This is a genomic window from Streptomyces sp. NPDC046349, assembly GCF_055587885.1.
On record NZ_JBVJFK010000005.1, the window covers coordinates 167141 to 191391 of the forward strand.

A 24251-nucleotide genomic window follows, 5' to 3' on the forward strand; every position below is an offset into this window, starting at 1 on the left:
TGGCAGCGATTCCTACAAATGGTCCTCCGACCCTATCGCGCCGGGGATCCCCGGCCCTACCCGAATTCGGGGTCGGGGGCACCCGTCTTGGACGCAGTGCATCCGGACCAGTACGCTCCGTGTCCCATGCGACAGAGACCCCTTCGACATCCGGCCCGGGGCAATCTTCCCTCGGAGCTGAGCGGGTTCATCGGGCGGGGTGCCGAACTCGCCGAGCTGGGGAGCCTGCTGGAGGTCTCACGGCTGGTGACGGTGACCGGCGTGGGCGGGGTCGGCAAGTCCCGCCTGGTCCTCGCGGCGGCCCGCTCGGCCGCCGAGGGGGCGGGGGAGGCCCAGGAAGGGTCGGCGGCGCGAGGGGCGCAGGAGGCAGACGAAGCACAGGCGGCGCATGCGCCGGGGCAGGAACGCTACTGCGACGGCGTCTGGCTGGCCGAGCTGGCCTGCGTACGGGATCCGGCGCTGTTGGAGCCGGCCCTTTCCGAGGCGCTCGGGCTGACCGACCACACCACCAGGCCGCCCCGGGCCGTACTGGCCGACCACCTGGCCGACAAGCGGCTGCTGCTGGTCGTGGACGGCTTCGAGCAGCTGGTGGACGAGACCGCCGGGCTGGTACGGGAGCTGCTGCGGCGCTGCCCCGGCCTGCGCGTGCTCGCAGCGGGCCGGCGCCCGCTGGGCGTGGACGGGGAGCGGACGTTCCCGCTGGCCCCGCCGGTCCCTGAGGAGGCGCTGGCGCTGCTGGCGGCGCGGGCGTCCGCCGCGGACCCTGAGTTCGCGGTGACCGGGGCCAACCGTGACGGGCTGGCGGAGGTGTGCGCGCGCCTCGACAGGATTCCGCTCGCCCTGGAGCTGGCGGCGGTCCGGCTGAGGACGCTGTCCCCGGCCCAGGTGCTGGCCCGGCTGGAGGACCGCTTCGGGCTGCTGAGGGGTGGTGCGCGCGCGGGGCTCCCGCGGCACCGGGCGCTGCGGACGGCCATCGGCTGGAGCCATGAGCTGTGCACTCCCGCGGAGCGGCTGCTGTGGGCGCGGCTGTCGGTGTTCGCGGGACAGTTCGACCTGGAAGCCGCCGAGTACGTGTGCGCCGGACCCGACATGCCGGTGGAGGGCGTGCTGGACCTGGTGGGCGAGCTCCTCGACCAGTCCCTGCTGGTCCGGGAGGAGACGGCCGCCGGGGTGCGCTTCCGGATGCTGGAGACCGTACGGCTGTACGGGGCGGGCTGGCTGGATTCCCTGGGTGACGCGGTGCGGCTGCGACGGCGGCACCGGGACTGGTACATGGGGCTGGCGACCTGGTGCGAGCTGGACTGGTTCAGCCCCCGCCAGCACGAGGTGGCCGCGCTGGTGGAGGCGGAGCTGCCGAACCTGCGGCTCGCCCTGGAGTGCTGCCTGGACGAGCCCGACGAGCTGCACCTGGGCCGGTACCTGGCCGGCACCCTGTGGTTCTACTGGGCGGGCTGCGGGCGCCTGACGGAGGGCCGGCACTGGCTGGACCGGACCCTGGACGCCCCGGAACGGCAGGTGGCGGAGTACGACAGCTCTCGGCTGAAGGCCCTGTGGGTGCTGGGTTACGTCGCGGCCCTCCAGGGCGACGCGACGGCCTCGATGTGCGCCCTGTACGAGTGCCGGGACGGGGCGGCACGCAGCGGGAACCGGGTGGCGGCGGCGTACGCGGTGCACCGCCTGGGCTGCCTGGCCCTCGTGTCGGACGACATGGCGCGGGCCCGGGAGCTGCTGGGCGAGGCGCTGGAGGAGTACCGGGCGGCCGGGGAGCTGAACAGCAACGTACTGATGTGCCAGGTCGAGCTGGGGATGGCGCTGGCGTTCCTCGGGGACCTGCCGGGTGCGCTCGCGCTGTGCGGGGAGGTCCGGGAGATCTGCGAGGAGCGCGGCGAGCGCTGGACGAAGGCGTACGCCCTCTACGTGCTGGCCTACGCGGCTCTGGACGCGGGTGGCGCGCAGGAGGCCCGGCGGCTGCTGACCGAGTGCGTGGAGATCAACCACACGTTCAACGACCTGGTGGGGCTGGTCCTCGCGCTGGAGCTGCTCGCGCTGGTCACGGTCGTGCAGGGCGATCCGGCCGAGGCCGCGGTGCTCCAGGGTGCGGCGGAGCCGATGTGGGGCGGGGTGGGGCTGCAGTTGTTCGGCTCGGGGTACTTCAACGCCCCGCGGCTGATGTGCACGCAGCGGGCGGGCGAGGTGCTGGGCGCCGAGCGCTACGCGGCGTACGCGGCCGAGGGGCGGGAGCTGTCCCGGGAGGCACTGGTGGTGCGGGCATTGCGGGGGGCGGCGCGGGCGCCGCGGCCGGCGGGCCGGGGCGGGGTGCCGGGCCCGCGGGTCTCGCGCAGCACGGCGCCGGCGGACCAGCCGTAGCGCAACCGCCCTCCCACCCCGGGCAGCGGAAAGCCCGCCGCCCCATGGAGGGGACGGCGGGCTTCCACCAGCCTGTGAGGGCTACGCCTGCCGGAAGATCAGCGGGCGTAGTACTCGACGACGAGCTGCTCGTCGCAGATGACCGGGATTTCCTTGCGGTTCGGGTCGCGGTCCAGGCGGAAGGCCAGGGCCTTCAGGTTGACCTGCAGGTAGCGCGGGGTCTCGCCCTCGCCTGCGTAGCCACCCTCACGGGCGACCTGGAACGGAACCTTCTCGCGGCTGCGCTCGCGCACGGTGATGACGTCGTCCGGGCGGACACGGAACGACGGCTTGTCGACCTTGGCGCCGTTGACCTCGATGTGGCCGTGAACGACCATCTGGCGGGCCTGGTAGATCGTGCGGGCGATGCCCGAACGCAGGACCAGGGCGTCGAGACGACGCTCGAGCTCGACGACCAGCGCCTCGCCCGTCTTGCCCTCGGCCTTCTTGGCGCGGTCGTACGCGCGGGCCATCTGGCGCTCGGAGATGTCGTACTGAGCGCGCAGACGCTGCTTCTCCAGCAGACGGACCTTGTAGTCCGAGTTCTGCTTGCGGCCACGGCCGTGCTCGCCCGGCGGGTAGGGGCGGGCCTCGAAGTACTTGACGGCCTTCGGCGTCAGGGCGATGCCGAGGGCGCGAGACTTCTTGACCTTGGGTCGCTTCTGGTTCACGGGGAACCTACCTCCATGTAAGTTAGGTGAGGCTTACCTTAGCGAGGAGGACGTAATGTCTCGACCACATGGGATCCCCCTGCCCAGTGCGCAACGCAGTTCGGATTCAGACGAAACAGAATCCGCTTGCGCCGACGATAAGCAAGGTCAGCCGCGTCCCAGGGAAGGCGTTCGGCAGCTCACCGGAGCCGAACGCGTACGAACCCTCGTAGAGTCCAACGCCTCAGTATCCCTCACCCTGATCGATGCTCGTGACAGTCACGGGCCCGAGGAGTTCGGGGCAGGGATGCCGGTCGCACGGACCGTCACCCCGGACGGGGACGTGATTCTCCTTCTTTCCGGGGAATCCGCGGCTGCCAGGGCAGCCGCTCACGCCCAGGACGACGACCTCACCGCCGTGATCGAGATCACGGATGTGGCGCCGGTGTCCGTCCCACATCGTATCCGAGGCCGTGCGTGGCTGGCGGGGTGGCTGACGCCGGTGCGCGGGGACGACCGCGCCCTGTGCGCCGCGCTCCTCGCCGAGCGGCACCCGGTGGGCGAGCTGCTGGGCCTGGGCGAGTCCCAGGGCGCCCCCCACGCGGGGCGCCCTGCCTGGATGATGCTGCGCCTGGAGGTCGGCGAGATCACGGTGGACGACCTGTGGGGCGCCGAGCACGTGGACCCCGAAGAGCTGGCCGCCGCGGAGCCCGACCCGGTGTCGCCGCACGAGGCTGAGCTGCTCCAGCACCTGCACTCCTCCCACGGCGAGCGGATCGGCGAGCTGTGCGGCCTGCTCGGTGATCGCGGCGTGCGGGGCATGACCGCCGTCCCGCTCGCCCTGGACCGCGCGGGCCTGCGCGTCCGCTTCACCGGCGGCGCCTGCGGCGGTTCCTTCGACGCCCGCTTCGACTTCCCGGAGCCTGTCGCGGACATCTGCGGCCTGCGCCGGGCGATGCGCACCCTCTTCTCGGCCGCCGCTCACTGAGGGCAGGCGGCCGGCATCCCGCGGGTTCGGGGGTACCGCGGCCCAGGCTCCCGGCACGGATCCGTCCCGGCCGCTCCCCGCGGGCGCGGCTAGAGGGTGTTCACGGCGTGGTCGAGCGAGCGCCAGATGCGTTGGGCCCAGTCCAGGTCGGCGGGGTCCTCGTAGGAGCAGAAGAGTCCGGCGGCGATCCCGGGGGCGACGGCCATCCCGTAGAACTCGTGCCGCGGCCGGCCGTTGTCCTGCGGGGTCAGCCAGAACGCGTACCGCACTCCCCCGCCCAGCGGTTCCCGTGCGCGCTGCGCGGGCCGGCTGTCGGGGGCGCCGGACAGCAGCGCCGTGAGGAAGTCCGCGGGGGCGCGGCCGGGGACGTCGTCCCGCATCAGGCTGACGGAGGCGCTGCGGTCCTCGGCCGTGAAGTGGTCCGCCCCGTCGGCGAAGGCGGCGCTGAGACCGGCCGTGCGCAGGACCGACCAGCGGCCGCCGAGGTCGGTGCGCACGTCCACCGGCAGCGGGTACGGGAAGCGGCTGAGGACGTGGTCGCGGTCCCAGGTCCGCGTCAGGATCCGGGAGGCCACCGGGTGGCGCACGTCGACGACGTGGGGCAGCTCCTCCGGGTCGGCGACCTTCGCGGTGACCGGGGCGCCGAGCAGGTCGTCTCCCCAGGGCTGGATCCGGTTGGCGAAGGTGCCCTCCACGGACAGGTCCGCGTATCCGGGCCGCTCCCACAGCTCGTGGGCGCGCCGCAGGGTGTCGTCGTCCACCTCCACCCAGGCTCCGAGGACCAGCCCGGTGTCGTGGGTCAGCCGGACGGGCAGCAGGCAGCGGATGAAACCGCCCACCCCGTCCACCCGGAGCAGGGCGCGGTTCCCGAGCCGGTGAACGGCCTCCTCGGGCGCCCCGAGGGCGGCGTCGGGCAGCTCGAAGCCGAAGTCGATGCGGCGCTCGTCGGCGAGCGCGTCGCCGCAGCAGGCGCAGGTGGGGAGGTGTGTCGTCACCCGGGCAGCCTAGGGGGTGTCGCCGATCGGGCCGGATCCGACGCCCTCGCCCGCTACGCCTCAGCCGCGCTCGGTGCCGCGCAGGCGCTCGCGGACCTTCTCCACGACGTCCGCGTAGCGCGCTTCGGCGCCGTAGCGGGTCGGCTCGTAGTACCGCTTCCCGTGGATCTCGTCCGGGGCGTACTGCTGGGCCGCGATGGCCCCCGGCACGTCGTGCGGGTACACGTACCCCACGGCGTGCCCGAGCTTCGCCGCGCCCTTGTAGTGCCCGTCCCGCAGGTGCGCCGGGACGGAGCCCGCCAGGCCCGCCCGTACGTCGGCCAGCGCGGCGCCGATGGCGGTGGTGGCGGTGTTCGACTTCGGGGCGAGGGCCAGGGCGATCGTGGCGTGCGAGAGGGTCAGCGCAGCCTCCGGGAAGCCGATCATCGCCACCGCCTGGGCCGCGGCCACCGCGATCGGCAGGGCCGTGGGATCCGCCAGGCCGATGTCCTCGCTCGCGGAGATCATCAGGCGGCGCGCGATGAACCGGGGGTCCTCGCCGGCCTCGATCATCCGGGCGAGGTAGTGCAGCGCGGCGTCCACGTCGGAGCCGCGGATCGACTTGATGAGCGCGCTCGCCACGTCGTAGTGCTGGTCGCCGTCCCGGTCGTAGCGGACAGCCGCCCGGTCGACCGCTTCCTCCAGCGTCTGCAGGGTGATCTCGTCCTCACCCTTGGCGATGGCCGAGCCGGCCCCCGCCTCCAGCGCGGTCAGCGCCCGGCGGGCGTCACCGCCGGCGATCCTCAGCAGGTGCGCCTCGGCGTCCTCGGGCAGGGTCACCGCCCCGGCCAGGCCCCGCTCCTCCGTGAGCGCGCGCCGCATCAGCGCACTCAGGTCCTCGTCGGTCAGGGGTTCCAGCGTGAGCAGCAGCGAGCGCGACAGGAGCGGGGAGATGATCGAGAAGTACGGGTTCTCCGTGGTGGCCGCGATCAGCGTCACCCAGCGGTTCTCGACGGCGGGCAGCAACGAGTCCTGCTGTGCCTTGCTGAAGCGGTGGATCTCGTCCAGGAAGAGGACGGTTTCCTTCCCGTAGCCTCCGGCCGCGCGGCGCGCGCCCTCGATGACGGCCCGTACCTCCTTGACGCCCGCCGTGATGGCGGAGAGTTCCACGAAGCGCTTCTGCGTGGCCTGGCTGACCACGTAGGCCAGGGTCGTCTTCCCGATGCCGGGCGGGCCCCAGAGGATCACCGAGGACGCGCCGGCCGGGCCGCCGGCCCCTTCCCCGACCAGCCGGCGCAGCGGTGATCCGGGCTTCAGCAGATGCTGCTGGCCGACGACCTCGTCCAGGGTGCGCGGGCGCATCCGGACGGCGAGCGGAGAGCTCGCGGGGTCCTTCTCCTGGCGCTCTTCGGCGGCGGCGGTGAACAGGTCTGGTTCCACATGGGAAGCCTAAGCGAGTCCACCGACAGGGCCGGCCGCCGTCAGGAGGTCCAGAAGTCCCACCAGCGGGTCAGGATCAGCATCCCGATGATCCCGATGTGCAGTGCCGGCAGCACCCAGGTGAACTCCTCGAAGAAGCTCTTGAGCCAGCCCGGCGCCGGCAGCAGGCCCGCGCGGACGTTGTGCGAGGTGACGTACCAGAACATCAGGATCGTGGCGACCCAGGCCAGGCAGCACCACAGGCACAGCGCGTTGATGTTGTAGAGCGACTGGTAGGTGAGCCAGGCGCAGAAGACGACGCCGAACAGCGTGCCGGCGTTGAAGGTGAGCCAGTACCAGGCGCGGAACCGGGCGCCGGCCAGGATGCTCATGCCGACGCAGATCACCATGCCGTAGGCGACCAGGCCCAGCATGGGGTTCGGGAAGCCGAATACGGCCGCCTGGTCGCTCTTCATGATGTTGCCGCAGGAGACGACCGGGTTGAGGCTGCAGCCCGGAGTGAAGTTCGGGTCCTCCAGCAGCTTGAACTTGTCGATCGTGATCACCCAGGCGGCGAGCAGGCCCGCGGCCCCCGTGATCACCAGCAGCACGGCCAGCGCCCGGCTGGCCCCGGAGGTCGTCCTCCCGGCGGTGTCCGCGTCCGTGCTTCGTGTCGTCATACCGCCCGCTCCACATCTGCAAGGTGATCAAGCACGGGCCATTGTGCCGTACGAGCCTGTGAACGAACGGGGCCGGAGAAGGATCCCCGGCCCCGTCCTGAAGCCTCCCGCCGAAGTCAGGCGAGGCGGTCCCTGACCGTGTCGATCAGCTCGGCAAGGGCCACCGGGGACTGCTCCCCGGACTCCATGTCCTTGAGCTGGACCAAGCCCTCGGCGAGGTCGCGCTCTCCCGCGACGACCGCGAAGCGGGCACCGCTGCGGTTCGCGTCCTTCATCGCGCCCTTGAGGCCCTTGCCTCCGAACGAGAAGTCGGCCGCGACACCGGCCTTGCGGAGCTCGGTGACCTTGCCGAAGAGCACCCGGCGGGCCTCCTCGCCCAGCGCGACGGCGAACACCGACGTGGACGCCGGGATGTCGAGTTCGACGCCCTCGGCCTCCAGGGCCAGGACCGTGCGGTCCACGCCCAGCGCCCAGCCCACCGACGGCAGTGCCGGTCCGCCGATCATCTCGGACAGGCCGTCGTAGCGGCCGCCACCGCCCACCGCGGACTGCGAGCCCAGCCCGTCGTGCACGAATTCGAAGGTCGTGCGGGTGTAGTAGTCGAGCCCGCGCACCAGCTTCTCGTCGTCCTCGAAGGCGACCCCGGCCGCCGTGATCAGCGCCCGCACCTCCTCGTGGTACGCCTTGCACGCGTCGCACAGGTAGTCGCGCAGCACCGGCGCGCCGACGAGCTGCTTCTGCACGTCGGGCCGCTTGTCGTCGAGGACGCGCAGCGGATTGATCTCGGCGCGGCGGACGGTCTCCTCGTCGAGGTCGAGGCCGCGCAGGAAGCCCTGCAGCGCCTCCCGGTACACCGGGCGGCACTCCTTGTCGCCGAGCGAGTTCAGCAGGATCCGGAAGTTGCGCAGGCCGAGCGAGCGGTAGGCCTGGTCGGCCAGGATGATCAGCTCGGCGTCCAGCGCCGGGTCCTCGGCGCCGATGGCCTCGGCGCCGACCTGCGAGAAGTGGCGGTAGCGTCCCTTCTGCGGCCGTTCGTAGCGGTAGTAGGAGCCGGAGTACCACAGCTTGACCGGCAGGTTGCCCTGCTTGTGCAGGCTGGCCTCCAGGGCCGCGCGCAGCACGGAAGCCGTGCCCTCGGGCCGCAGGGCCAGCTGGTCGCCGCCCTTGGTCTCGAAGGCGTACATCTCCTTGGAGACGATGTCGGTGGACTCGCCCACGCCGCGGGCGAAGAGGCCGACGTCCTCGAAGCCGGGGGTCTCGATGTAGCCGTAGCCGGAGTTGCGCAGGGGCGCGGAGATGGCCTCGCGTACCGCCAGGTACTTCACGGAAACCGGCGGGATCAGGTCGTACGTGCCCTTGGGGGCCTTGAAAGTAGCCACGAAACTCTCGTCACATTCCTCGTCGTGGAGCGGCCGTCGGGTCCGCTGCCAGGCCGGCGGCGACCTCCCGCAGGTACGGGTTGGTCGCGCGCTCGCGGCCGATGGTGGTCTGGGGACCGTGGCCGGACAGCACCACGGTCGAGTCGTCGAGCGGCAGGCACACGCGGGCCAGCGAATCGAGCATCTCGGCGTGGGAGCCGCCCGGCAGGTCGGTTCGTCCGATGGAGCCGGCGAAGAGCAGGTCGCCCGAGAAGAAGACCGGCGGGATGTCGGCCAGTTCGGGCATCCGGAAGGTCACCGACCCCTTGGTATGGCCCGGCGCGTGCGCCACGGAGAAGTCCATTCCGGCCAATTTCAGGGCGGCGCCGTCGGCCAGCTCACGGACGTCGTCCGGCTCCCCCACGGTGAGCTCGCCCATGAGGGGCATCCCGATGGAGCGGCCGAGGGCCTTCTCCGGGTCGCTCATCATGTAGCGGTCCTCGGGGTGGATCCAGGCCGGTACGTCGTGTGCTCCGCACACCGGGACCACCGAGGCCACATGATCGATGTGGCCGTGGGTCAGGACGACCGCGACGGGCTTGAGCCGGTGCTTCCTCAGCGTCTCCTCGACGCCCTGGGCGGCCTGGTGGCCCGGGTCGATGATGACGCACTCCTCGCCGGCGGCGGGGGCGACCACGTAGCAGTTGGTGCCCCAGGCGCCTGCGGGGAACCCGGCAATCAGCACGTTCGTCCTCAATCGTCGTCCGGCGGGAGGGTGCAGGTGTCAATCCTGCTGCTCAGAGCCTACCGGCGCCGCTCGTTACACAGCGAACCCATATACGGTACGGCCTATCCCAGCCCGGACAGCAGTATCAGACACGTACAAGGAGACGACCCGGTGGTCACGAGCGATCAGCGGCGGCGACAGCTCGCCAGGGAGAAGTACGAGCGCCAGCAGAAGCGCCGCGCCGAGGCCCGGAAGAAGAGCCGCCAGCGGGCGGCGGTGATCGGCGCGGCGGTGGCCGTGGTGATCGCGACGCTGGTCGGCCTGATCGTGGGCGGCGTCTTCGACTCGGACAAGGACCCGAAGGACACGGCGGCGGACCCGTCGGCCTCGGCGACGCCGCCGGAGCCGAAGCAGTCGCCTTCGCCGGAGATGGCGATCGACCAGAAGGGGAAGTACACCTTCGCGCTGAAGACCAGCGCCGGCGACATCAACTTCGCGATGGACGCCGCGAAGACCCCGCAGACCGTCAACTCCTTCAAGGCGCTCGCCGACAAGGGCTACTTCGACAACACCAAGTGCCACCGCCTGACGGCGGGCGGGATCTTCGTGCTCCAGTGCGGCGACCCCGAGGGCACCGGTCGCGGCGGCCCCGGCTACACCATCCCGGACGAGAACCTGGAGTCGCTGGGCAAGGCGAACGAGCAGGGCCAGGTGATCTACCCGGCCGGCACGGTGGCGATGGCCAACACCGGCCAGCCCGGCTCGGGCGGCAGCCAGTTCTTCCTGGTCTACAAGGACAGCCCGCTGACGCCGACCTACACGCCGTTCGGCAAGATCGACGCTGCCGGCCTGAAGGTCCTGGAGGAGATCGCCAAGGCCGGCACGGCCGACGGCGGCCAGGACGGTGCGCCGAAGAACGAGGTCAAGATCGAGAAGGGCACGGTCACCCAGAACTGACGGGTGACGCGACCCCGGGCCCGGCCGGCCCCCTCCCGTACGCCGATATTGCGTCGTGCGGGATGCGGACAGCCGGCCCGGCGGTCGCCTATGTTGGCGTTGTGCAGGGCGGGCGCTGCCCGCCCCAGGAAACTGTGGACGATGCCCAGGGGGTGAACCCCTCGCAGGCATCAGGTGGAGGAGGCGCTGTGAGCAGCGACCCGTGGGGCCGAGTCGACGAGACGGGCACCGTGTACGTGCGTACTTCCGATGGCGAGAAGGTCGTCGGTTCGTGGCAGGCGGGCACCCCCGAGGAGGCCCTGGCCTACTTCGAGCGCAAGTACGAGGGCCTGGTGGTCGAGATCGGCCTCCTCGAAAAGCGGGTGCGGACCACTGATCTGTCCGCCAAGGACGCCCAGACGGCGATCGACCACCTGCGTACGCAGGTCGACGAGCACCACGCCGTGGGCGACCTGGACGCCCTGCGCGTGCGGCTGGACAAGCTGGTCGAGACCGTGGAGTCCCGGCGCGAGGAGCGCAAGGCCGCCAAGGCCAAGCAGGCGGACGAGGCCCGGGCGGCCAAGGACGCGCTGGTTGCCGAGGCGGAGCAGCTGGCGCAGAGCGACCAGTGGCGCAGCGCCGGTGAGCGGCTGCGCGCCCTGGTGGACATCTGGAAGGGCCTGCCGCGCCTGGACCGCAAGTCGGACGACGAGCTGTGGCACCGCTTCTCCCACGCCCGTTCCGCCTTCTCCAAGCGCCGCAAGGCGCACTTCGCCTCGCTGGACGCGCAGCGCGAGGACGCCCGCAAGGTCAAGGAGAGGCTGGTCTCGGAGGCCGAGTCGCTGTCGAAGTCGACCGACTGGGGTCCGACGGCCGCCCGCTACCGCGAGCTGATGGCGGACTGGAAGGCGGCGGGCCGGGCGCAGCGCGAGGCCGAGGACGACCTGTGGAACCGTTTCCGCGGTGCGCAGGACGTGTTCTTCGCGGCCCGGAGCGAGGTGTTCGCGGAGCGTGACGCCGAGCAGATCGAGAACCTGAAGCTCAAGGAGGAGCTGGCCGACGAGGCCGAGAAGCTCGTCCCCGTGACGGACCTGAAGGCGGCCCGTGCCGCGTTCCGCTCCCTCAACGAGCGCTGGGAGGGCATCGGCCACGTGCCGCGCGACGCCCGGCCGAAGGTCGAGGGCCGGATGCACGCGGTGGAGCGGGCGATCCAGGAGGCCGAGGAGGGCGAGTGGCGCCGTACGAACCCGGAGGCTCGGGCCCGTGCGGCCGGCCTGACGGGTCAGCTCCAGGCGGCGGTCGACAAGCTGCGCGAGCAGATCGACGCGGCGCGCGCCGCGGGCAACAACGCGAAGGCCGACAAGCTGGCGCGTGAGCTGGAGGGCCGCCAGGCCCTGCTGGACCAGGCGCTGAAGGGCCTGGAGGAGTTCGGCGGCTGAGTCGGCCGCCGGCACGGCGAGGGCCCCGGTACGGATCTTCCGTGCCGGGGCCCTCGCGCTGTGCTGCTACGGCCGGCGGGCCGAGGTGACGCGGTAGACGTCGTAGACGCCCTCCACGCCCCGGACGGCCTTCAGGACGTGCCCCAGGTGCTTGGGGTCGCCCATCTCGAAGGTGAAGCGCGAGGTGGCCACGCGGTCGCGGGAGGTCTGGACGGCCGCCGACAGGATGTTGACGTGCTGGTCGGAGAGGACCCGGGTGACGTCCGACAGCAGCCGGGACCGGTCCAGTGCCTCGACCTGGATGGCGACCAGGAAGACCGAGGACTGGGTGGGGGCCCACTCGACCTCCAGCATCCGCTCGGGCTGCTGGGAGAGGGAGTCGACGTTGACACAGTCGGCACGGTGAACCGATACGCCACTGCCGCGCGTGACGAACCCGATGATCGGGTCGCCCGGCACCGGGGTGCAGCAGCGGGCGAGCTTGACCCACACGTCGTCGACGCCCTTGACCACGACGCCGGGGTCGGCGTTGCTGCGCCGCTTGCTGCGGGCCCGCGCGGGCGGGATCGATTCCTCGATGTCCTCGTTGGCCGCCTCCTCGCCGCCGAGGGCCGCCACCAGCTTCTGCACGACGCCCTGCGCGGCCACGTGGCCCTCGCCGATGGCCGCGTACAGGGAGGAGATGTCCGGGTAGCGCATCTCGTGCGCGAGGGTCACGAGCGAGTCGCCGGTCAGGATGCGCTGGATGGGCAGGTTCTGCTTGCGCATGGCCCGCGCGATGGCGTCCTTGCCGTGCTCGATGGCCTCGTCGCGGCGCTCCTTGGAGAACCAGCCCCGGATCTTGTTCCGGGCCCGGGGGGACTTGACGAAGCCCAGCCAGTCGCGGGACGGTCCGGCGCCCTCGGCCTTCGAGGTGAAGACCTCGACCAGGTCGCCGTTGTCCAGCGTCGACTCCAGGGGGACCAGGCGGCCGTTGACCCGGGCCCCTATCGTGCGGTGGCCCACCTCCGTGTGGACGGCGTACGCGAAGTCCACCGGGGTGGCTCCGGCGGGCAGCGCGATGACGTCGCCCTTGGGGGTGAAGACGAAGACCTCGTTGCGCGAGAGGTCGAAGCGCAGCGAGTCGAGGAACTCGCCCGGGTCCTCGGTCTCCTTCTGCCAGTCCAGCAGCTGGCGCAGCCAGGCCATGTCGTTGACGGTGTCCTGGCCGGCGCTGCCCTTGGCCGCCTGGGGGACGTCGGTGCGGACCTTGGAGGTGCCCGCCACGGTCTGCTGCTTGTACTTCCAGTGCGCGGCGATGCCGTACTCGGCGCGGCGGTGCATGTCGAAGGTGCGGATCTGCAGTTCGACGGGCTTGCCGCTGGGCCCGATGACCGTCGTGTGAAGCGACTGGTACATGTTGAACTTGGGCATCGCGATGTAGTCCTTGAACCGGCCCGGGACCGGGTTCCACCGCGCGTGGACCGTGCCGAGGGCCGCGTAGCAGTCCCGGACGGTGTCGACGAGGACACGGATGCCCACCAGGTCGTAGATCTCCGCGAAGTCACGGCCGCGGACGATCATCTTCTGGTAGACGCTGTAGTAGTGCTTCGGGCGGCCCGTCACGGTGGCCTTGATCCGGGCGGCTCTGAGGTCCACCTGGACCTCGTCGGTGACGAGGGCGAGGTACTCGTCGCGCTTGGGGGCGCGCTCGGCGACCAGGCGCACGATCTCGTCGTACATCTTGGGGTAGAGGATCGCGAAGGAGAGGTCCTCCAGCTCCCACTTGATCGTGTTCATGCCCAGCCGGTGCGCCAGCGGGGCGTAGATCTCGAGGGTCTCGCGGGCCTTCTTCTCCTGCTTCTCCCGCTTGAGGTAGCGCATCGTGCGCATGTTGTGGAGCCGGTCGGCGAGCTTGATGACCAGGACGCGCGGGTCCTTCGCCATGGCCACGACCATCTTGCGGACGGTCTCGGCCTGGGCCGCCTCGCCGAACTTGACCCGGTCGAGCTTGGTGACGCCGTCGACGAGCAGCGCCACGGCGTCGCCGAAGTCGCGGCGCAGGTCCTCCAGGCCGTACTCGGTGTCCTCGACGGTGTCGTGCAGCAGGCCGGCCATGAGGGTGGCCGGGTCCATGCCGAGCTCGGCGAGGATGGTCGTGACCGCGAGCGGGTGGGTGATGTACGGGTCGCCGCTCTTGCGCTTCTGGCCCCTGTGCCAGCGCTCGGCCACCTGGTAGGCCTGCTCGAGCTGGCGCAGCGTCGACGTCTCGATCTTCGGGTCGTTGCTGCGGACTATGCGGAGCAGCGGCTCCAGTACCGGGTTGTACGGGTTCGAACGCTGCACGCCGAGGCGGGCCAGGCGGGCGCGCACCCGGTTGGAGGACGCGGCCGACTTCGCCGGCGCGGGCTTGGCCGGCGCCGGCTTGGCCGGGGCGGGCTTGACCGGCGGCGCCGGCGGGGGCGTGGCGGCGGCCGCCGTGGCCTGCTCGGGCTGCGCGGCGGAGATTGGCTGGACCTCGTCTGGCAAGAGCGCTCCTCACGGGGGTCCCCCCGGACGGAGTCAGGGGGTGGGTCCGGTGCCCGTGTCCGGTCCGGATAACCCATCGTAGCGAGGGTTGGGTCACCCCGTTCGCCGAGCCTGCCGCAACGGCCCGCGCACGCGAACGGCGGGCACCCGGGAGATTCCGGATGCCCGCCGTCACGTAAGGGTGGGCGCGGTCAGACCACGATCAGCGCGTCCAGGGGAGCCCCCGCCAGGGCCCCGGCCAGCTTGGCCCGGCCCGGGAGGAACGACAGCTCCATCAGGACCGCCACGCCGGCGACCTCGGCCCCGGCCCGCCGGATCAGTGAGAGCGAGGCCTCCGCCGTACCACCGGTGGCCAGGACGTCGTCGATGACCATGACCCGGTCACCGGCCGCCAGGTCCTCGGCGTGGACCTCGATCTCCGCCGTGCCGTACTCCAGCTCGTAGGACTGCGCGAGGGTCGCGCCCGGCAGCTTGCCGGCCTTGCGGACCGGCACGAAGCCGATCCCGGCCTGCACCGCCACCGGGGCCGCGAGGATGAAACCGCGCGCCTCCAGTCCGACGATCTTCGTCGCGCCGTACTGCCCTGCCAGCTCCACGAGCGCGCCGGTCAGTGCGCCGAACGCCTCGGGGTCCGCCAGCAGCGGGGTGATGTCCTTGAACATCACGCCCGGCTGCGGGTAGTCCGCCACGTCCTTGATCCGCCTGAGCAGGAGGGCCCGTACGTCGTCGGACAGCCGTGCGGTCAACGTCGCCGTCCCGGCTGGCGGCCCTGCGACACGACCTGCGGCTCGCCGTCGGAGCCCTCGACCTCGTCCGGGGACTCGCCCTTGGCCGCCGCGGACGCGCGCTTGGCGAGCACCCGCTTCTTCAGCGCCTTCATCGCCGGCTCGCGCTCCTTGAGGTCGACGACCAGCGGGGTCGCGATGAAGATCGAGGAGTACGCACCGGCCGCGAGGCCGACGAACAGCGACAGCGAGATGTCGTTCAGCATGCCGGCGCCCAGGAAGCCGCCGCCGATGAACAGCAGGGCCGCGACCGGGAGCAGCGCCACGACGGTGGTGTTGATCGAGCGGACCAGCGTGCCGTTGATGCTGCGGTTGGCGATCTCGCTGAAGGTGTAGCGGGTCTGCTTGGTGATGTCCTTCGAGCCCTCCTTGAGACCGTCGAAGACGACGACGGTGTCGTAGAGGGAGTAACCGAGGATGGTCAGCAGACCGATGACGGTGCCCGGCGTCACCTCGAAGCCGACGAGCGCGTACACGCCGACGGTGATGGTGAGGTCGTGGATCAGGGCGATCAGCGCGGCGACGGCCATGCGCCACTCGAAGGCGATGGCGAGGTAGATCACCACGAGGACCATGAAGACGCCGAGGCCGGTCCAGGCCTTGTTCGCGATCTGCTCGCCCCAGCTGGGGCCGACCAGGTCGGCGTTGATGTCGGCCTCGGTGACCTTGAGGTCGGCCGCCAGCTCCTTCTTCACGTCGGCGGCGGCGGCCGTGTCCAGACCGGAGATCTGGATGCGCATGCCGCCGGTGCCGAGTTCCTGGACGATCGCGTCGTGGCCGGAGGCCTCTTCCGCGGCCTCCGTCACCTTCGTGACCGAGACGGCCGTCTTCGGGGTGGTGAAGACCGCTCCGCCCTTGAACTCGATGCCCATGTTGAGGCCCTGTACGGCCAGGGCCACGATCGCCGTGATGGTGATCAGGATGGAAACGCCGTACCAGAGAAAGCGCTTGCCGACGAAGTCGTAGCCGACCTCACCGCGGTACAGCTTGGCGCCGAGATCTCCCAGCTTCGACATCTCTCACGCCTCCTTTGCTTCGACGGGGGCGGGTGCGGCGGTACGCCGGGAGCTGCGCAGCGGGGGCTTGGCGCCCAGCCGCTTCGGGTCCAGCCCGGACCACGGGTGACCGCTGGAGAAGAACTTCGTGCGCGCCAGCAGCGTCATGACGGGCTTGGTGAAGAGGAACACCACGACAACGTCGAGCAGGGTGGTCAGACCCAGGGTGAAGGCGAAGCCCTGCACCTTGCCGACGGTGACGATGAACAGCACCGCGGCGGCGAGGAACGACACGAAGTCGGAGACCAGGATCGTGCGGCGGGCACGCGGCCAGGCGCGCTCGACGGCCGGGCGCAGCGTTCGGCCCTCACGGATCTCGTCGCGGATGCGCTCGAAGTACACGATGAACGAGTCCGCGGTGATACCGATGGCGACGATCGCACCGCAGACGGCCGGCAGGTTCAGGGCGAAGCCGATGCCCTTGCCGAGGAGCGCCATGATCGTGTAGGTCAGGATCGCGGAGACCAGGAGGCTGACGATCGCGATGAAGGCCAGGCCGCGGTAGTAGACCAGCAGGTAGACGACCACGAGGAGGAGGCCGATCGCACCGGCGATCAGGCCGGCGCGCAGCTGCTCGCCGCCGAGCGCGGCGGTGACGGTGGTGACGCTGTCCTCCTGGAAGGACAGCGGCAGGGCGCCGTACGACAGCATGTTGCCCAGGTCCTGCGCGGACTGCTGGTTGAAGCCACCGGAGATCTGTGCGTTGCCGCCGGTGATCGCGGTGCTGACGGACGGGTCAGAGATGACGTCGCCGTCGAGGACGATCGCGAACTGGTTCTGCGGCATCTGCTTGGCCGCCAGCTCGCCGGTGACCTTCGCGAAGGCGTCGGCGCCGTGGTCGTTGAAGTTCATCGTGACGATCCACTGACCCGACTGCGGGTCGATCTCGCCCTTGGCGCTCTTCACGTCCTTGCCCTCGACCGCGGCCGGGCCCAGGATCCACTTGCCCCACTGCTCGCCGCGCTGGCCGCAGGCGAGCGTCGGGTCGGTGGGCTTGACGCCCTGGCCAACGGTGGCCCGCTGCCCCTCGTTCGTGCAGTCGAGCGCGGCGAACTTGGCCTGGAGGTCGGCGGCGGCCGGGTCGGGCGCGGGGGCGCTCGCGGACGGCGACGGGGCCGCCTTGTCGTCTGCCTTCTTCGACTCGCTCGCCGACGGCGTGGGAGTGGGCGCGTTCGGGGCCTTGAGGCCCTCGCTGAGGGCGCGGCCCTGGGAAGTGGCGCTGGACGACGGGGTGGCGGACGGGCTGGTCTTGGTGCCGTCCTGGGCCTTGGGGGCGCCGGAGCCGCTCGCGGAGGGGCTCGGGCTCTGGGCGCCCTCGGGAGCGGCGGGGGCGCCGTCCGCGAACGCGATGACCGGGCGGAAGTAGAGCTGGGCGGTGGTGCCGACCTGCTCTCGCGCCTGCTTCTCGTTCATCCCCTTGGGGATGTTCACGATGATGTGGTCGCGGCCCTGCGTCTGGACCTCGGCCTCGGAGACGCCGAGTCCGTTGACGCGGCGCTCGATGATGCCGACCGCCGTGTTCATGTTGGTCTCGTTGACGGCGTTCTCTTTGCCGGGCTCGCTCTTGGCCTTGAGCGTGATGCTCGTGCCGCCGGCGAGGTCGATGCCCAGCCGGGGAGTCGTCTGCTTGGAGATGAACATCCCCGCGGTGAGCGCCACCATCGCGATCAGGATGATCGCCAGGGCGCGCCCCGGCCTCCCCTGAGCCCCCGTGGGCCGCCGGCCCTTCTTCGGTGCTGCCACCTTGTCGTTTCTCCCTGTCCAACCGCCCCGCGCCGGGTCAGCGCGCGGACGGCCACGAAATGTGTGGTGGGGACCCCTGCCCCCCGCAGAAGTGTCACTGACGGGGACCGCGCCGACCGCCGGTCGGGCGCCCGCACGGTCCCCGGCCGCGCGCTACTTCGCGCCGGCCTCGCCGTCGGCCTTGCCGTCCTCGGGCTTGTCGTCGCCCTTGGGCTCGTCCTTCTTGCCCAGGTCCAGCTTCGGCTTCTCGTCCTCGGTGAGGGAAGAGGCGTCGTCCGGCACGACGGGCGTGTCGGTCGTCACGTCGTCGATGCCGTGGACGATGCGGTTGTACTCCGCGTCCTCCAGTACGGCGCCGATGGCGTTCTTCGCGTAGATCGCGTGGACGCCGGGAGCCACCTCGAGGGTGACCGTGTCGTCACCGATCTCCTTCACCGTGGCGTACATGCCGCCGATGGTGCGGACGCCGGTGCCGGGCGTCATCTGGTCGCGCATCTGCGCGGCCTGCTGCTGCTTCTTCTTCGCGGAGCGGGTCATCAGGAACATCGCCCCGATGAGCACGATGAACGGGAGGAGTGTCACGAGATTCACGGGACGGAAATCCTTCGCACGACCGCACGCGGACGGCGGCCTTTTCTACGGGGGTGGGCACACCGACCCGAAGGGTCGGCATCGGCGGAGTCTAGGCGAGTCCGCACCGATGGAACAACGCCCAGCATGGCACCGGCGTTCCCGACCGGGCGAACCTCCGCGCCGTCAGGCCCCGAACAAGCCCTGTTGCCCCGTTGATCCACTTCCGCCGTGCTGCGGTGCGACAAGGCCCAGGTGAGCCCAGGCGGCGGGGGTCGCGACCCGTCCCCTGGGGGTGCGCGCAAGCAGGCCCTCGCGGACCAGGAAGGGTTCCGCCACCTCCTCCACGGTCTCCCGCTCCTCCCCCACGGCCACGGCGAGGGTGGACAGGCCCACGGGTCCGCCGCCGAACAGCTTCAGGAGTGCCTCCAGAACGGCTCGATCCAGTCGGTCGAGGCCGCGGGCGTCCACCTCGTACACCTGGAGGGCGGTGGCGGCCACCTCCCGGTTGATCACCCCGTCCGCCCGGACCTGGGCGTAGTCGCGCACCCGGCGCAGCAGGCGGTTCGCGATGCGCGGGGTGCCGCGGGAGCGCCCGGCGATCTCGGCCGCGCCGGCGGTGTCGATCTCGACGTCGAGGAGGCGGGCGGAGCGGTGGACGACGCGCTCCAGCTCCTCGGGGGCGTAGAACTCCATGTGGCCGGTGAAGCCGAAACGGTCCCGCAGCGGCGGGGGCAGCAACCCGGCCCGGGTGGTGGCGCCGACCAGGGTGAAGGGCGGCAGTTCCAGCGGGATCGCGGTGGCCCCGGGCCCCTTGCCGACGATCACGTCGACGCGGAAGTCCTCCATGGCCATGTAGAGCATCTCCTCGGCGGGCCGGGACATGCGGTGGATCTCGTCGAGGAAGAGGACCTCGCCCTCCTGGAGGGAGGAGAGGATCGCGGCGAGGTCGCCGGCGTGCTGGATGGCGGGGCCGGAGGTGATCCGGATCGGTGCCCCCATCTCGGCAGCGATGATCATGGAGAGGGTTGTCTTGCCGAGGCCGGGCGCGCCGGACAACAGGACGTGGTCCGCGGTCGCCCCGCGCTGCTTGGCCGCTTTCAGGACCAGGTCCAGCTGCTGGCGGACCTTCTCCTGGCCGACGAACTCCCCGAGGTCCTTGGGGCGCAGGGCGGCCTCGACCGCGGTGTCCTCACCGTCGGCTGCCGCCGCTACCAGCCGGTCCGGCTCGGTGGTGTCGGTCTCGTCGTCCCAGTTCACGGTGTCAGTCTGCCTTCTGCGTCTGTGCGGTGGTCTGTGCGGGGGCCATGGCTGCGCGCGGGCTGCTCCCGGCCCCGCCCTTCTCCGTTTCCCGGGGCCCGCCCCGGACCCCTCGCCTCGGTCGCCGGCGGGGCTGGATGATGCCGCTGCCGGGCAGTTCCAGCCCCCGCGGCGTGGGGGCGCACCGGGGCGAAGCGTCCAAAACGGGTCCTGTCAGAGCCCCGGGGAACGGCGCAGGGGCGGGGAGCGGCCATCGCGGCGTCGAGCCGGTCAGCGGGCGCGGTTCAGGGACTGGAGGGCAGCCCGCAGCAGCTGGGGCACGGGGGCCGGGCCGCCGGAGGCGATGGCGGCCTCCGCCTGCGGGGTCACCGTCACCACGGCCTCCTCGGCCTCCCGGGACGCGTAGCCGAGGCCGATCAGTGCGGCCGTGAGCTGCTCGGTCCAGGGCGCGGGCGCCGATGCGACCGCGCGCTGGGCACCTACGACCGGGGCGGGGGCGCCCAGCTTGCCCTTGAGCTCCAGCAGCAGCTTCTGCGCGCCCTTCGGACCGATGCCCGGCACCGCCGTCAGCGCCTTCGCGTCGCCGGAGGCGAACGCCACCCGCAGGGCGTCCGGGCTGTGCACGCCGAGCATCGCCTGCGCCACCCGGGGTCCGACACCGCTCGCGGTCTGCAGGAGCTCGAACACCTGGCGCTCGTCGTCGTCGGCGAAGCCGTACAGGGTGAGCGAGTCCTCCCGAACGACCAGGGAGGTCGCAAGCCTGGCCTGCTCACCGGTCCGCAGGCCGGCGATGGTGTTCGGCGTGCAGTGCACGGCCATGCCCACTCCCCCGACCTCGATCACGGCAATGGTGGGGGTGAGCGCGGCGACCGCGCCGTTGACGAAGGCGATCATCGGGTACGGCCTTTCGGGGCGTGCTGGGCGTGCTGGGCGACCGCCTGCTGAAGGCGGTTCTGGGCGGGGGCCCGCCAGATGTGGCAGATGGCGAGGGCGAGTGCGTCGGCCGCGTCGGCGGGCTTGGGCGGCTCCGCCAGCCGCAGCAGCCGGGTGACCATCGCGCCGACCTGGGCCTTGTCGGCCCGGCCGCTGCCGGTGACGGCGGCCTTGACCTCGCTGGGGGTGTGCAGGGCGACCGGTATACCGCGGCGGGCGGCACAGAGCATCGCGACCGCGCTCGCCTGGGCGGTGCCCATCACGGTGCTGACGTTGTGCTGGCTGAAGACCCGCTCCACTGCGACGACTTCGGGCCGGTGCGTGTCGAGCCACTCCTCGATGCCCTGCTCGACTGCGACGAGGCGGTGGCCCAACTCCGCGTCGGCGGGCGTGCGTACGACCCCCACCCCGAGCATGGTGAGGGGGCGCCCCGCGACGCCTTCGACGACGCCGACCCCGCATCGCGTCAGCCCCGGGTCCACGCCCAGTACGCGCACCGCCCACCCCTCTTCACCGCATGACCGTGCCGCCTCCGCGGGCCTGACGGACTGCGGGGCGCCGGCGCAGACCGCCGACGCCGCCAGGCTATCCGCTGCCACTGACAACGACGGCGGGCCGGTGGGACGTGTCCCACCGGCCCGCCGGATCCGCTCGGCTCGCGCCGGGCGTTACGCGTCGACCTTCTCCATGACCTCGTCGGAGACGTCGAAGTTGGCGAAGACGTTCTGGACGTCGTCGCTGTCCTCGAGCGCGTCGATCAGCTTGAAGATCTTGCGGGCGCCCTCTTCGTCGAGCTCGACCTGCATGGTCGGGACGAAGCTGGAGTCCGCCGAGTCGTAGTCGATGCCGGCGTCCTGGAGCGCGGTGCGGACCGCGACCAGGTCGGTGGCCTCGCTGATGATCTCGAAGGTGTCGCCGTTGTCGTTGACCTCTTCGGCACCGGCCTCGAGCACCGCGCCGAGCACGTCGTCCTCGGAGAGCTCGGCCTTGGGCAGGATGATGACGCCCTTGCGGTTGAACAGGTACGAGACCGAGCCCGGGTCGGCCATCGAACCGCCGTTGCGGGTCATGGCGACGCGGACGTCGGACGCGGCACGGTTGCGGTTGTCGGTGAGGCACTCGATGAGCACGGCGACACCGTTCGGACCGTAGCCCTCGTACATGATCGTCTCGTAGTCGGCGCCGCCGGCCTCGAGGCCGCCGCCGCGCTTGACCGCGGAGTCGATGTTCTTGTTCGGGACCGACTGCTTCTTGGCCTTCTGGACCGCGTCGAAGAGCGTCGGGTTGCCGTCGATGTCGGCGCCGCCCATGCGCGCCGCGACCTCGATGTTCTTGATCAGCTTCGCGAAGAGCTTGCCGCGCTTGGCATCGATCACGGCCTTCTTGTGCTTCGTCGTAGCCCATTTAGAGTGGCCGGACATCCGCCTGTCTCCTTCGCGTAACCAACAGTGTTCGTCTCCGATCCTACCGGGAGCTCGTCACAGACCCGCGCGCACCATCTCGACGAAGTAGGCGTGGACGCGGTCGTCGCCGGTCAGTTCGGGGTGGAACGAGGTCGCCAGGACGTTGCCCTGGCGCACGGCGACCGTGTGGCCGTCGTAGGTGGCGAGCACCTCGGCGGCGGCGCCGACGGACTCGACCCACGGGGCGCGGATGAAGACGCCTTCCACCGGGCCGCCCTCGATGCCCGCGAAGTCGATCTTCGCCTCGAAGGACTCGTTCTGACGGCCGAAGGCGTTGCGGCGCACGATCATGTCGATGCCGCCCAGCGTCTCCTGGTCCTCACGGCCGTCCAGGAGCTTGTCCGCGAGCATGATCATGCCGGCGCAGGTGCCGTACACGGGCATGCCGGCGGCCACGCGCTCGCGCAGCGGCTCCAGCATGCCGAAGAGCACGGCGAGCTTCGACATCGTCGTGGACTCGCCGCCGGGGATCACCAGCGCGTCGACCTCGGCGAGCTCCTCGGGGCGCCGGACCGGCCTGGCCACGGCGTCCGCCGCGGCCAGGGCGATCAGGTGCTCCCGTACGTCGCCCTGGAGGGCCAGGACACCGATCACGGGGGTGTTCGTCATGTCGGGACTACCAGCCGCGGTTGGCGTAGCGCTCGGCCTCGGGGAGGGTGTCGCAGTTGATGCCGACCATGGCCTCGCCCAGGTTGCGGGAGGCGTCCGCGATGATCTTCGGGTCGTCGAAGAAGGTGGTGGCCTTCACGATGGCGGCGGCGCGCTTGGCCGGGTCGCCCGACTTGAAGATGCCGGAGCCGACGAAGACGCCCTCGGCGCCGAGCTGGCGCATCAGGGCGGCGTCGGCCGGGGTGGCGACGCCACCGGCGGAGAACAGCACGACGGGGAGCTTGCCGAGCTCGGCGACCTCCTTGACGAGCTCGTACGGGGCGCGCAGCTCCTTGGCCGCGGCGTACAGCTCGTTGTTGTCGAAGCCGCGCAGCTTGGCGATCTCGTTCTTGATCTGGCGCAGGTGGCGGACGGCCTCGACGACGTTGCCGGTGCCGGCCTCGCCCTTCGAGCGGATCATGGCCGCGCCCTCGGCGATGCGGCGCAGGGCCTCGCCGAGGTTGGTGGCGCCACAGACGAAGGGGGTGGTGAACGCCCACTTGTCGGAGTGGTTGACCTCGTCGGCCGGGGTCAGGACCTCGGACTCGTCGATGTAGTCGACCCCGAGGGACTGCAGGACCTGAGCCTCGACGAAGTGGCCGATGCGGGACTTGGCCATCACGGGGATGGACACGGCCTCGATGATCTCTTCGATCATGTTGGGGTCGGACATGCGCGCGACGCCGCCGTCCTTGCGGATGTCGGCCGGGACCCGCTCCAGGGCCATGACGGCCACGGCGCCGGCGTCCTCGGCGATCTTCGCCTGCTCGGCGTTGACCACGTCCATGATCACGCCGCCCTTGAGCTGCTCGGCCATGCCGCGCTTGACGCGGGAGGTGCCGATCGCCGACTCGGCGGACTGGGGGGAGGTGGGAAGCGTGCTCACGGATTGACCTCACTCGAAAGGAAGACGGGGTACTGCGCGTACTACTCGAATGAGGAAACCCCAGGGGATCAGTCCACTACAAGGGCCAATATGGAGCCAGTGGCTCTTTCATTTGTCCCCCGTGGCCCTGGAAAGCCCCTTGCCGAGTCAGGTCGGCCGGTCCGCGAGGTCTGCCGGCGGCTCATCGTCCATTTCGAAGGCCAGCGGGAACGGTGCGTGTCCGGCCAGCCGGAACCAGCGGACCTTGCGGTGGCGGCGCAGCGCGCGGGCGGCCCGTACGGCGTCGTTGAGGAACCGGCGGGCCATCGGCACCCGGCGGACGGCCGCCGCCAGTTCCTCGGTGGCCTGCGCCCCGCCGGGAGCGGCCTTCAGCACCTCGACCTGGTCGGCGTCGGCGAAGACCGCCCGCAGCGCCTGGCTCAGCTCGCTCTCGGCGACCTCGCGGTGGTCCTCCTCGGCCTGCCGGGCGGCGTGCGCGGCCTCGTACAGCACCAGCGAGGAGGCGGGGTCGAGGGCCCCGGAGGTGGCCACCTCCAGGACCACGGAGGCGCGCCGGACGAGCTGCGCGTCGAGCGCGGCGCGCGCGGCGTCCATCCGCGTGTGCAGGCGGTCCAGCCGGCCGGCGGTCCAGCTGAGGTAGACGCCGATGGCTGCCAGGGCCAGGGCGATCCAGACAAGGGTTTCGATCACGCTGCGCGACCCTACCGCTCGGGGGGCGCCCGGCCCCCATCGGGCTCGGCCGGGCCCGACGCGGGCCGCCGAGTGCATGATCACCGACGACCCGGGAGGACGAGGCACTTGGCGCCGTACCGGCCGCAGGCCG

The 24251-nt window shown here is 71.3% G+C and carries 22 protein-coding genes; 4 read left to right on the top strand and 18 right to left on the bottom strand.

Features of this window, described 5'->3' with window-relative positions; all coding sequences use genetic code 11:
• Positions 1 to 126 precede the first annotated feature (126 nt).
• On the top strand, positions 127 to 2367 hold the full coding sequence (locus tag ACZ6JS_RS13775) for an ATP-binding protein (protein ID WP_469297802.1): 2241 nt from the start codon (positions 127 to 129) through the stop codon (positions 2365 to 2367).
• Positions 2368 to 2465: 98 nt separating this feature from the next.
• Here ACZ6JS_RS13775 and rpsD read toward each other — a convergent pair whose 3' ends face one another.
• Positions 2466 to 3077, bottom strand: a complete 612-nt coding sequence (gene rpsD, locus ACZ6JS_RS13780) for a 30S ribosomal protein S4 (protein ID WP_030026606.1) — start codon at positions 3075 to 3077, stop codon at positions 2466 to 2468.
• Between the two features lie 55 nt (positions 3078 to 3132).
• Between rpsD and ACZ6JS_RS13785 the strand changes: the two genes are divergently transcribed.
• Positions 3133 to 4044, top strand: coding sequence for a DUF2470 domain-containing protein (locus ACZ6JS_RS13785; protein ID WP_469297803.1), 912 nt, complete (start codon positions 3133 to 3135; stop codon positions 4042 to 4044).
• A gap of 89 nt (positions 4045 to 4133) precedes the next feature.
• Here the strand turns inward: ACZ6JS_RS13785 and ACZ6JS_RS13790 are convergent, their stop codons facing one another.
• The 5 genes from ACZ6JS_RS13790 to ACZ6JS_RS13810 all read right to left on the bottom strand — a co-directional run bounded on the left by ACZ6JS_RS13790 (position 4134) and on the right by ACZ6JS_RS13810 (position 9220).
• Positions 4134 to 5039 carry a DUF2199 domain-containing protein gene (locus ACZ6JS_RS13790; protein WP_469297804.1) on the bottom strand — a complete coding sequence of 302 codons (906 nt, stop codon included), beginning with the start codon at positions 5037 to 5039 and terminating at the stop codon, positions 4134 to 4136.
• 60 nt (positions 5040 to 5099) lie between these two features.
• Positions 5100 to 6458, bottom strand: coding sequence for a replication-associated recombination protein A (locus tag ACZ6JS_RS13795; protein WP_469297805.1), 1359 nt, complete (start codon positions 6456 to 6458; stop codon positions 5100 to 5102).
• Between the two features lie 41 nt (positions 6459 to 6499).
• Positions 6500 to 7117 (bottom strand): vitamin K epoxide reductase family protein, encoded by a 618-nt coding sequence (locus tag ACZ6JS_RS13800; protein WP_469297806.1) that lies wholly within the window; start codon positions 7115 to 7117, stop codon positions 6500 to 6502.
• Positions 7118 to 7233: 116 nt separating this feature from the next.
• Positions 7234 to 8496, bottom strand: a complete 1263-nt coding sequence (gene hisS, locus ACZ6JS_RS13805) for a histidine--tRNA ligase (RefSeq protein ID WP_469297807.1) — start codon at positions 8494 to 8496, stop codon at positions 7234 to 7236.
• 10 nt (positions 8497 to 8506) lie between these two features.
• Positions 8507 to 9220: an MBL fold metallo-hydrolase gene (locus ACZ6JS_RS13810; RefSeq protein ID WP_469297808.1), complete on the bottom strand. Its 714-nt coding sequence runs from the start codon at positions 9218 to 9220 to the stop codon at positions 8507 to 8509.
• A gap of 153 nt (positions 9221 to 9373) precedes the next feature.
• Here ACZ6JS_RS13810 and ACZ6JS_RS13815 point away from each other — a divergent pair, with 153 nt between their 5' ends.
• Both ACZ6JS_RS13815 and ACZ6JS_RS13820 read left to right on the top strand, forming a co-directional pair.
• Positions 9374 to 10159 carry a peptidylprolyl isomerase gene (locus ACZ6JS_RS13815; protein ID WP_469297809.1) on the top strand — a complete coding sequence of 262 codons (786 nt, stop codon included), beginning with the start codon at positions 9374 to 9376 and terminating at the stop codon, positions 10157 to 10159.
• Between the two features lie 188 nt (positions 10160 to 10347).
• Positions 10348 to 11577, top strand: a complete 1230-nt coding sequence (locus ACZ6JS_RS13820; RefSeq protein ID WP_469297810.1) for a DUF349 domain-containing protein — start codon at positions 10348 to 10350, stop codon at positions 11575 to 11577.
• A gap of 66 nt (positions 11578 to 11643) precedes the next feature.
• On the opposite strand, the gene ACZ6JS_RS13825 is transcribed toward ACZ6JS_RS13820, so the two are convergent.
• The 12 genes from ACZ6JS_RS13825 to ACZ6JS_RS13880 all read right to left on the bottom strand — a co-directional run bounded on the left by ACZ6JS_RS13825 (position 11644) and on the right by ACZ6JS_RS13880 (position 24118).
• Entirely contained in the window at positions 11644 to 14085 is a 2442-nt protein-coding gene (locus tag ACZ6JS_RS13825) for a RelA/SpoT family protein (protein ID WP_469297811.1), read from the bottom strand.
• 191 nt (positions 14086 to 14276) lie between these two features.
• The gene (locus tag ACZ6JS_RS13830; RefSeq protein ID WP_469297812.1) at positions 14277 to 14831 is read right to left on the bottom strand and encodes an adenine phosphoribosyltransferase; all 555 of its coding nucleotides are present in this window, start codon (positions 14829 to 14831) and stop codon (positions 14277 to 14279) included.
• Positions 14828 to 15886 carry a protein translocase subunit SecF gene (gene secF, locus ACZ6JS_RS13835; RefSeq protein WP_469297813.1) on the bottom strand — a complete coding sequence of 353 codons (1059 nt, stop codon included), beginning with the start codon at positions 15884 to 15886 and terminating at the stop codon, positions 14828 to 14830. Before secF ends, ACZ6JS_RS13830 begins: the two co-directional genes overlap by 4 nt.
• Positions 15887 to 15889: 3 nt before the next feature.
• Entirely contained in the window at positions 15890 to 17668 is a 1779-nt protein-coding gene (gene secD / locus ACZ6JS_RS13840) for a protein translocase subunit SecD (protein ID WP_469297814.1), read from the bottom strand.
• A gap of 153 nt (positions 17669 to 17821) precedes the next feature.
• The gene (gene yajC, locus ACZ6JS_RS13845; protein ID WP_469297815.1) at positions 17822 to 18259 is read right to left on the bottom strand and encodes a preprotein translocase subunit YajC; all 438 of its coding nucleotides are present in this window, start codon (positions 18257 to 18259) and stop codon (positions 17822 to 17824) included.
• A gap of 165 nt (positions 18260 to 18424) precedes the next feature.
• Positions 18425 to 19498 (bottom strand): Holliday junction branch migration DNA helicase RuvB, encoded by a 1074-nt coding sequence (ruvB, locus tag ACZ6JS_RS13850; protein WP_469297816.1) that lies wholly within the window; start codon positions 19496 to 19498, stop codon positions 18425 to 18427.
• A gap of 270 nt (positions 19499 to 19768) precedes the next feature.
• The gene (gene ruvA, locus ACZ6JS_RS13855) at positions 19769 to 20392 is read right to left on the bottom strand and encodes a Holliday junction branch migration protein RuvA (RefSeq protein WP_469297817.1); all 624 of its coding nucleotides are present in this window, start codon (positions 20390 to 20392) and stop codon (positions 19769 to 19771) included.
• Positions 20389 to 20928 carry a crossover junction endodeoxyribonuclease RuvC gene (gene ruvC / locus ACZ6JS_RS13860; protein WP_328740370.1) on the bottom strand — a complete coding sequence of 180 codons (540 nt, stop codon included), beginning with the start codon at positions 20926 to 20928 and terminating at the stop codon, positions 20389 to 20391. Before ruvC ends, ruvA begins: the two co-directional genes overlap by 4 nt.
• Positions 20929 to 21099: 171 nt before the next feature.
• The gene (locus ACZ6JS_RS13865) at positions 21100 to 21852 is read right to left on the bottom strand and encodes a YebC/PmpR family DNA-binding transcriptional regulator (RefSeq protein WP_030841646.1); all 753 of its coding nucleotides are present in this window, start codon (positions 21850 to 21852) and stop codon (positions 21100 to 21102) included.
• Positions 21853 to 21909: 57 nt separating this feature from the next.
• Positions 21910 to 22503, bottom strand: coding sequence for a pyridoxal 5'-phosphate synthase glutaminase subunit PdxT (gene pdxT, locus ACZ6JS_RS13870; RefSeq protein ID WP_359121414.1), 594 nt, complete (start codon positions 22501 to 22503; stop codon positions 21910 to 21912).
• A gap of 7 nt (positions 22504 to 22510) precedes the next feature.
• Positions 22511 to 23428, bottom strand: a complete 918-nt coding sequence (gene pdxS, locus ACZ6JS_RS13875; RefSeq protein WP_030656154.1) for a pyridoxal 5'-phosphate synthase lyase subunit PdxS — start codon at positions 23426 to 23428, stop codon at positions 22511 to 22513.
• A gap of 147 nt (positions 23429 to 23575) precedes the next feature.
• Positions 23576 to 24118 (bottom strand): LemA family protein, encoded by a 543-nt coding sequence (locus ACZ6JS_RS13880; protein ID WP_469297818.1) that lies wholly within the window; start codon positions 24116 to 24118, stop codon positions 23576 to 23578.
• Positions 24119 to 24251: the final 133 nt, after the last annotated feature.

What these genes read in the sequence shown, in the direction of transcription:
- ruvA (WP_469297817.1), bottom strand. Translation starts at nt 20,392, where the DNA reads ATGATCGCCTTCGTCAACGGCGCGGTCGCCGCGCTCACCCCCACCATT.
- ACZ6JS_RS13785 (WP_469297803.1), top strand. Translation starts at nt 3,133, where the DNA reads ATGTCTCGACCACATGGGATCCCCCTGCCCAGTGCGCAACGCAGTTCG.
- ACZ6JS_RS13865 (WP_030841646.1), bottom strand. Translation starts at nt 21,852, where the DNA reads ATGTCCGGCCACTCTAAATGGGCTACGACGAAGCACAAGAAGGCCGTG.
- secF (WP_469297813.1), bottom strand. Translation starts at nt 15,886, where the DNA reads ATGTCGAAGCTGGGAGATCTCGGCGCCAAGCTGTACCGCGGTGAGGTC.
- ACZ6JS_RS13775 (WP_469297802.1), top strand. Translation starts at nt 127, where the DNA reads ATGCGACAGAGACCCCTTCGACATCCGGCCCGGGGCAATCTTCCCTCG.
- ACZ6JS_RS13800 (WP_469297806.1), bottom strand. Translation starts at nt 7,117, where the DNA reads ATGACGACACGAAGCACGGACGCGGACACCGCCGGGAGGACGACCTCC.
- pdxT (WP_359121414.1), bottom strand. Translation starts at nt 22,503, where the DNA reads ATGACGAACACCCCCGTGATCGGTGTCCTGGCCCTCCAGGGCGACGTA.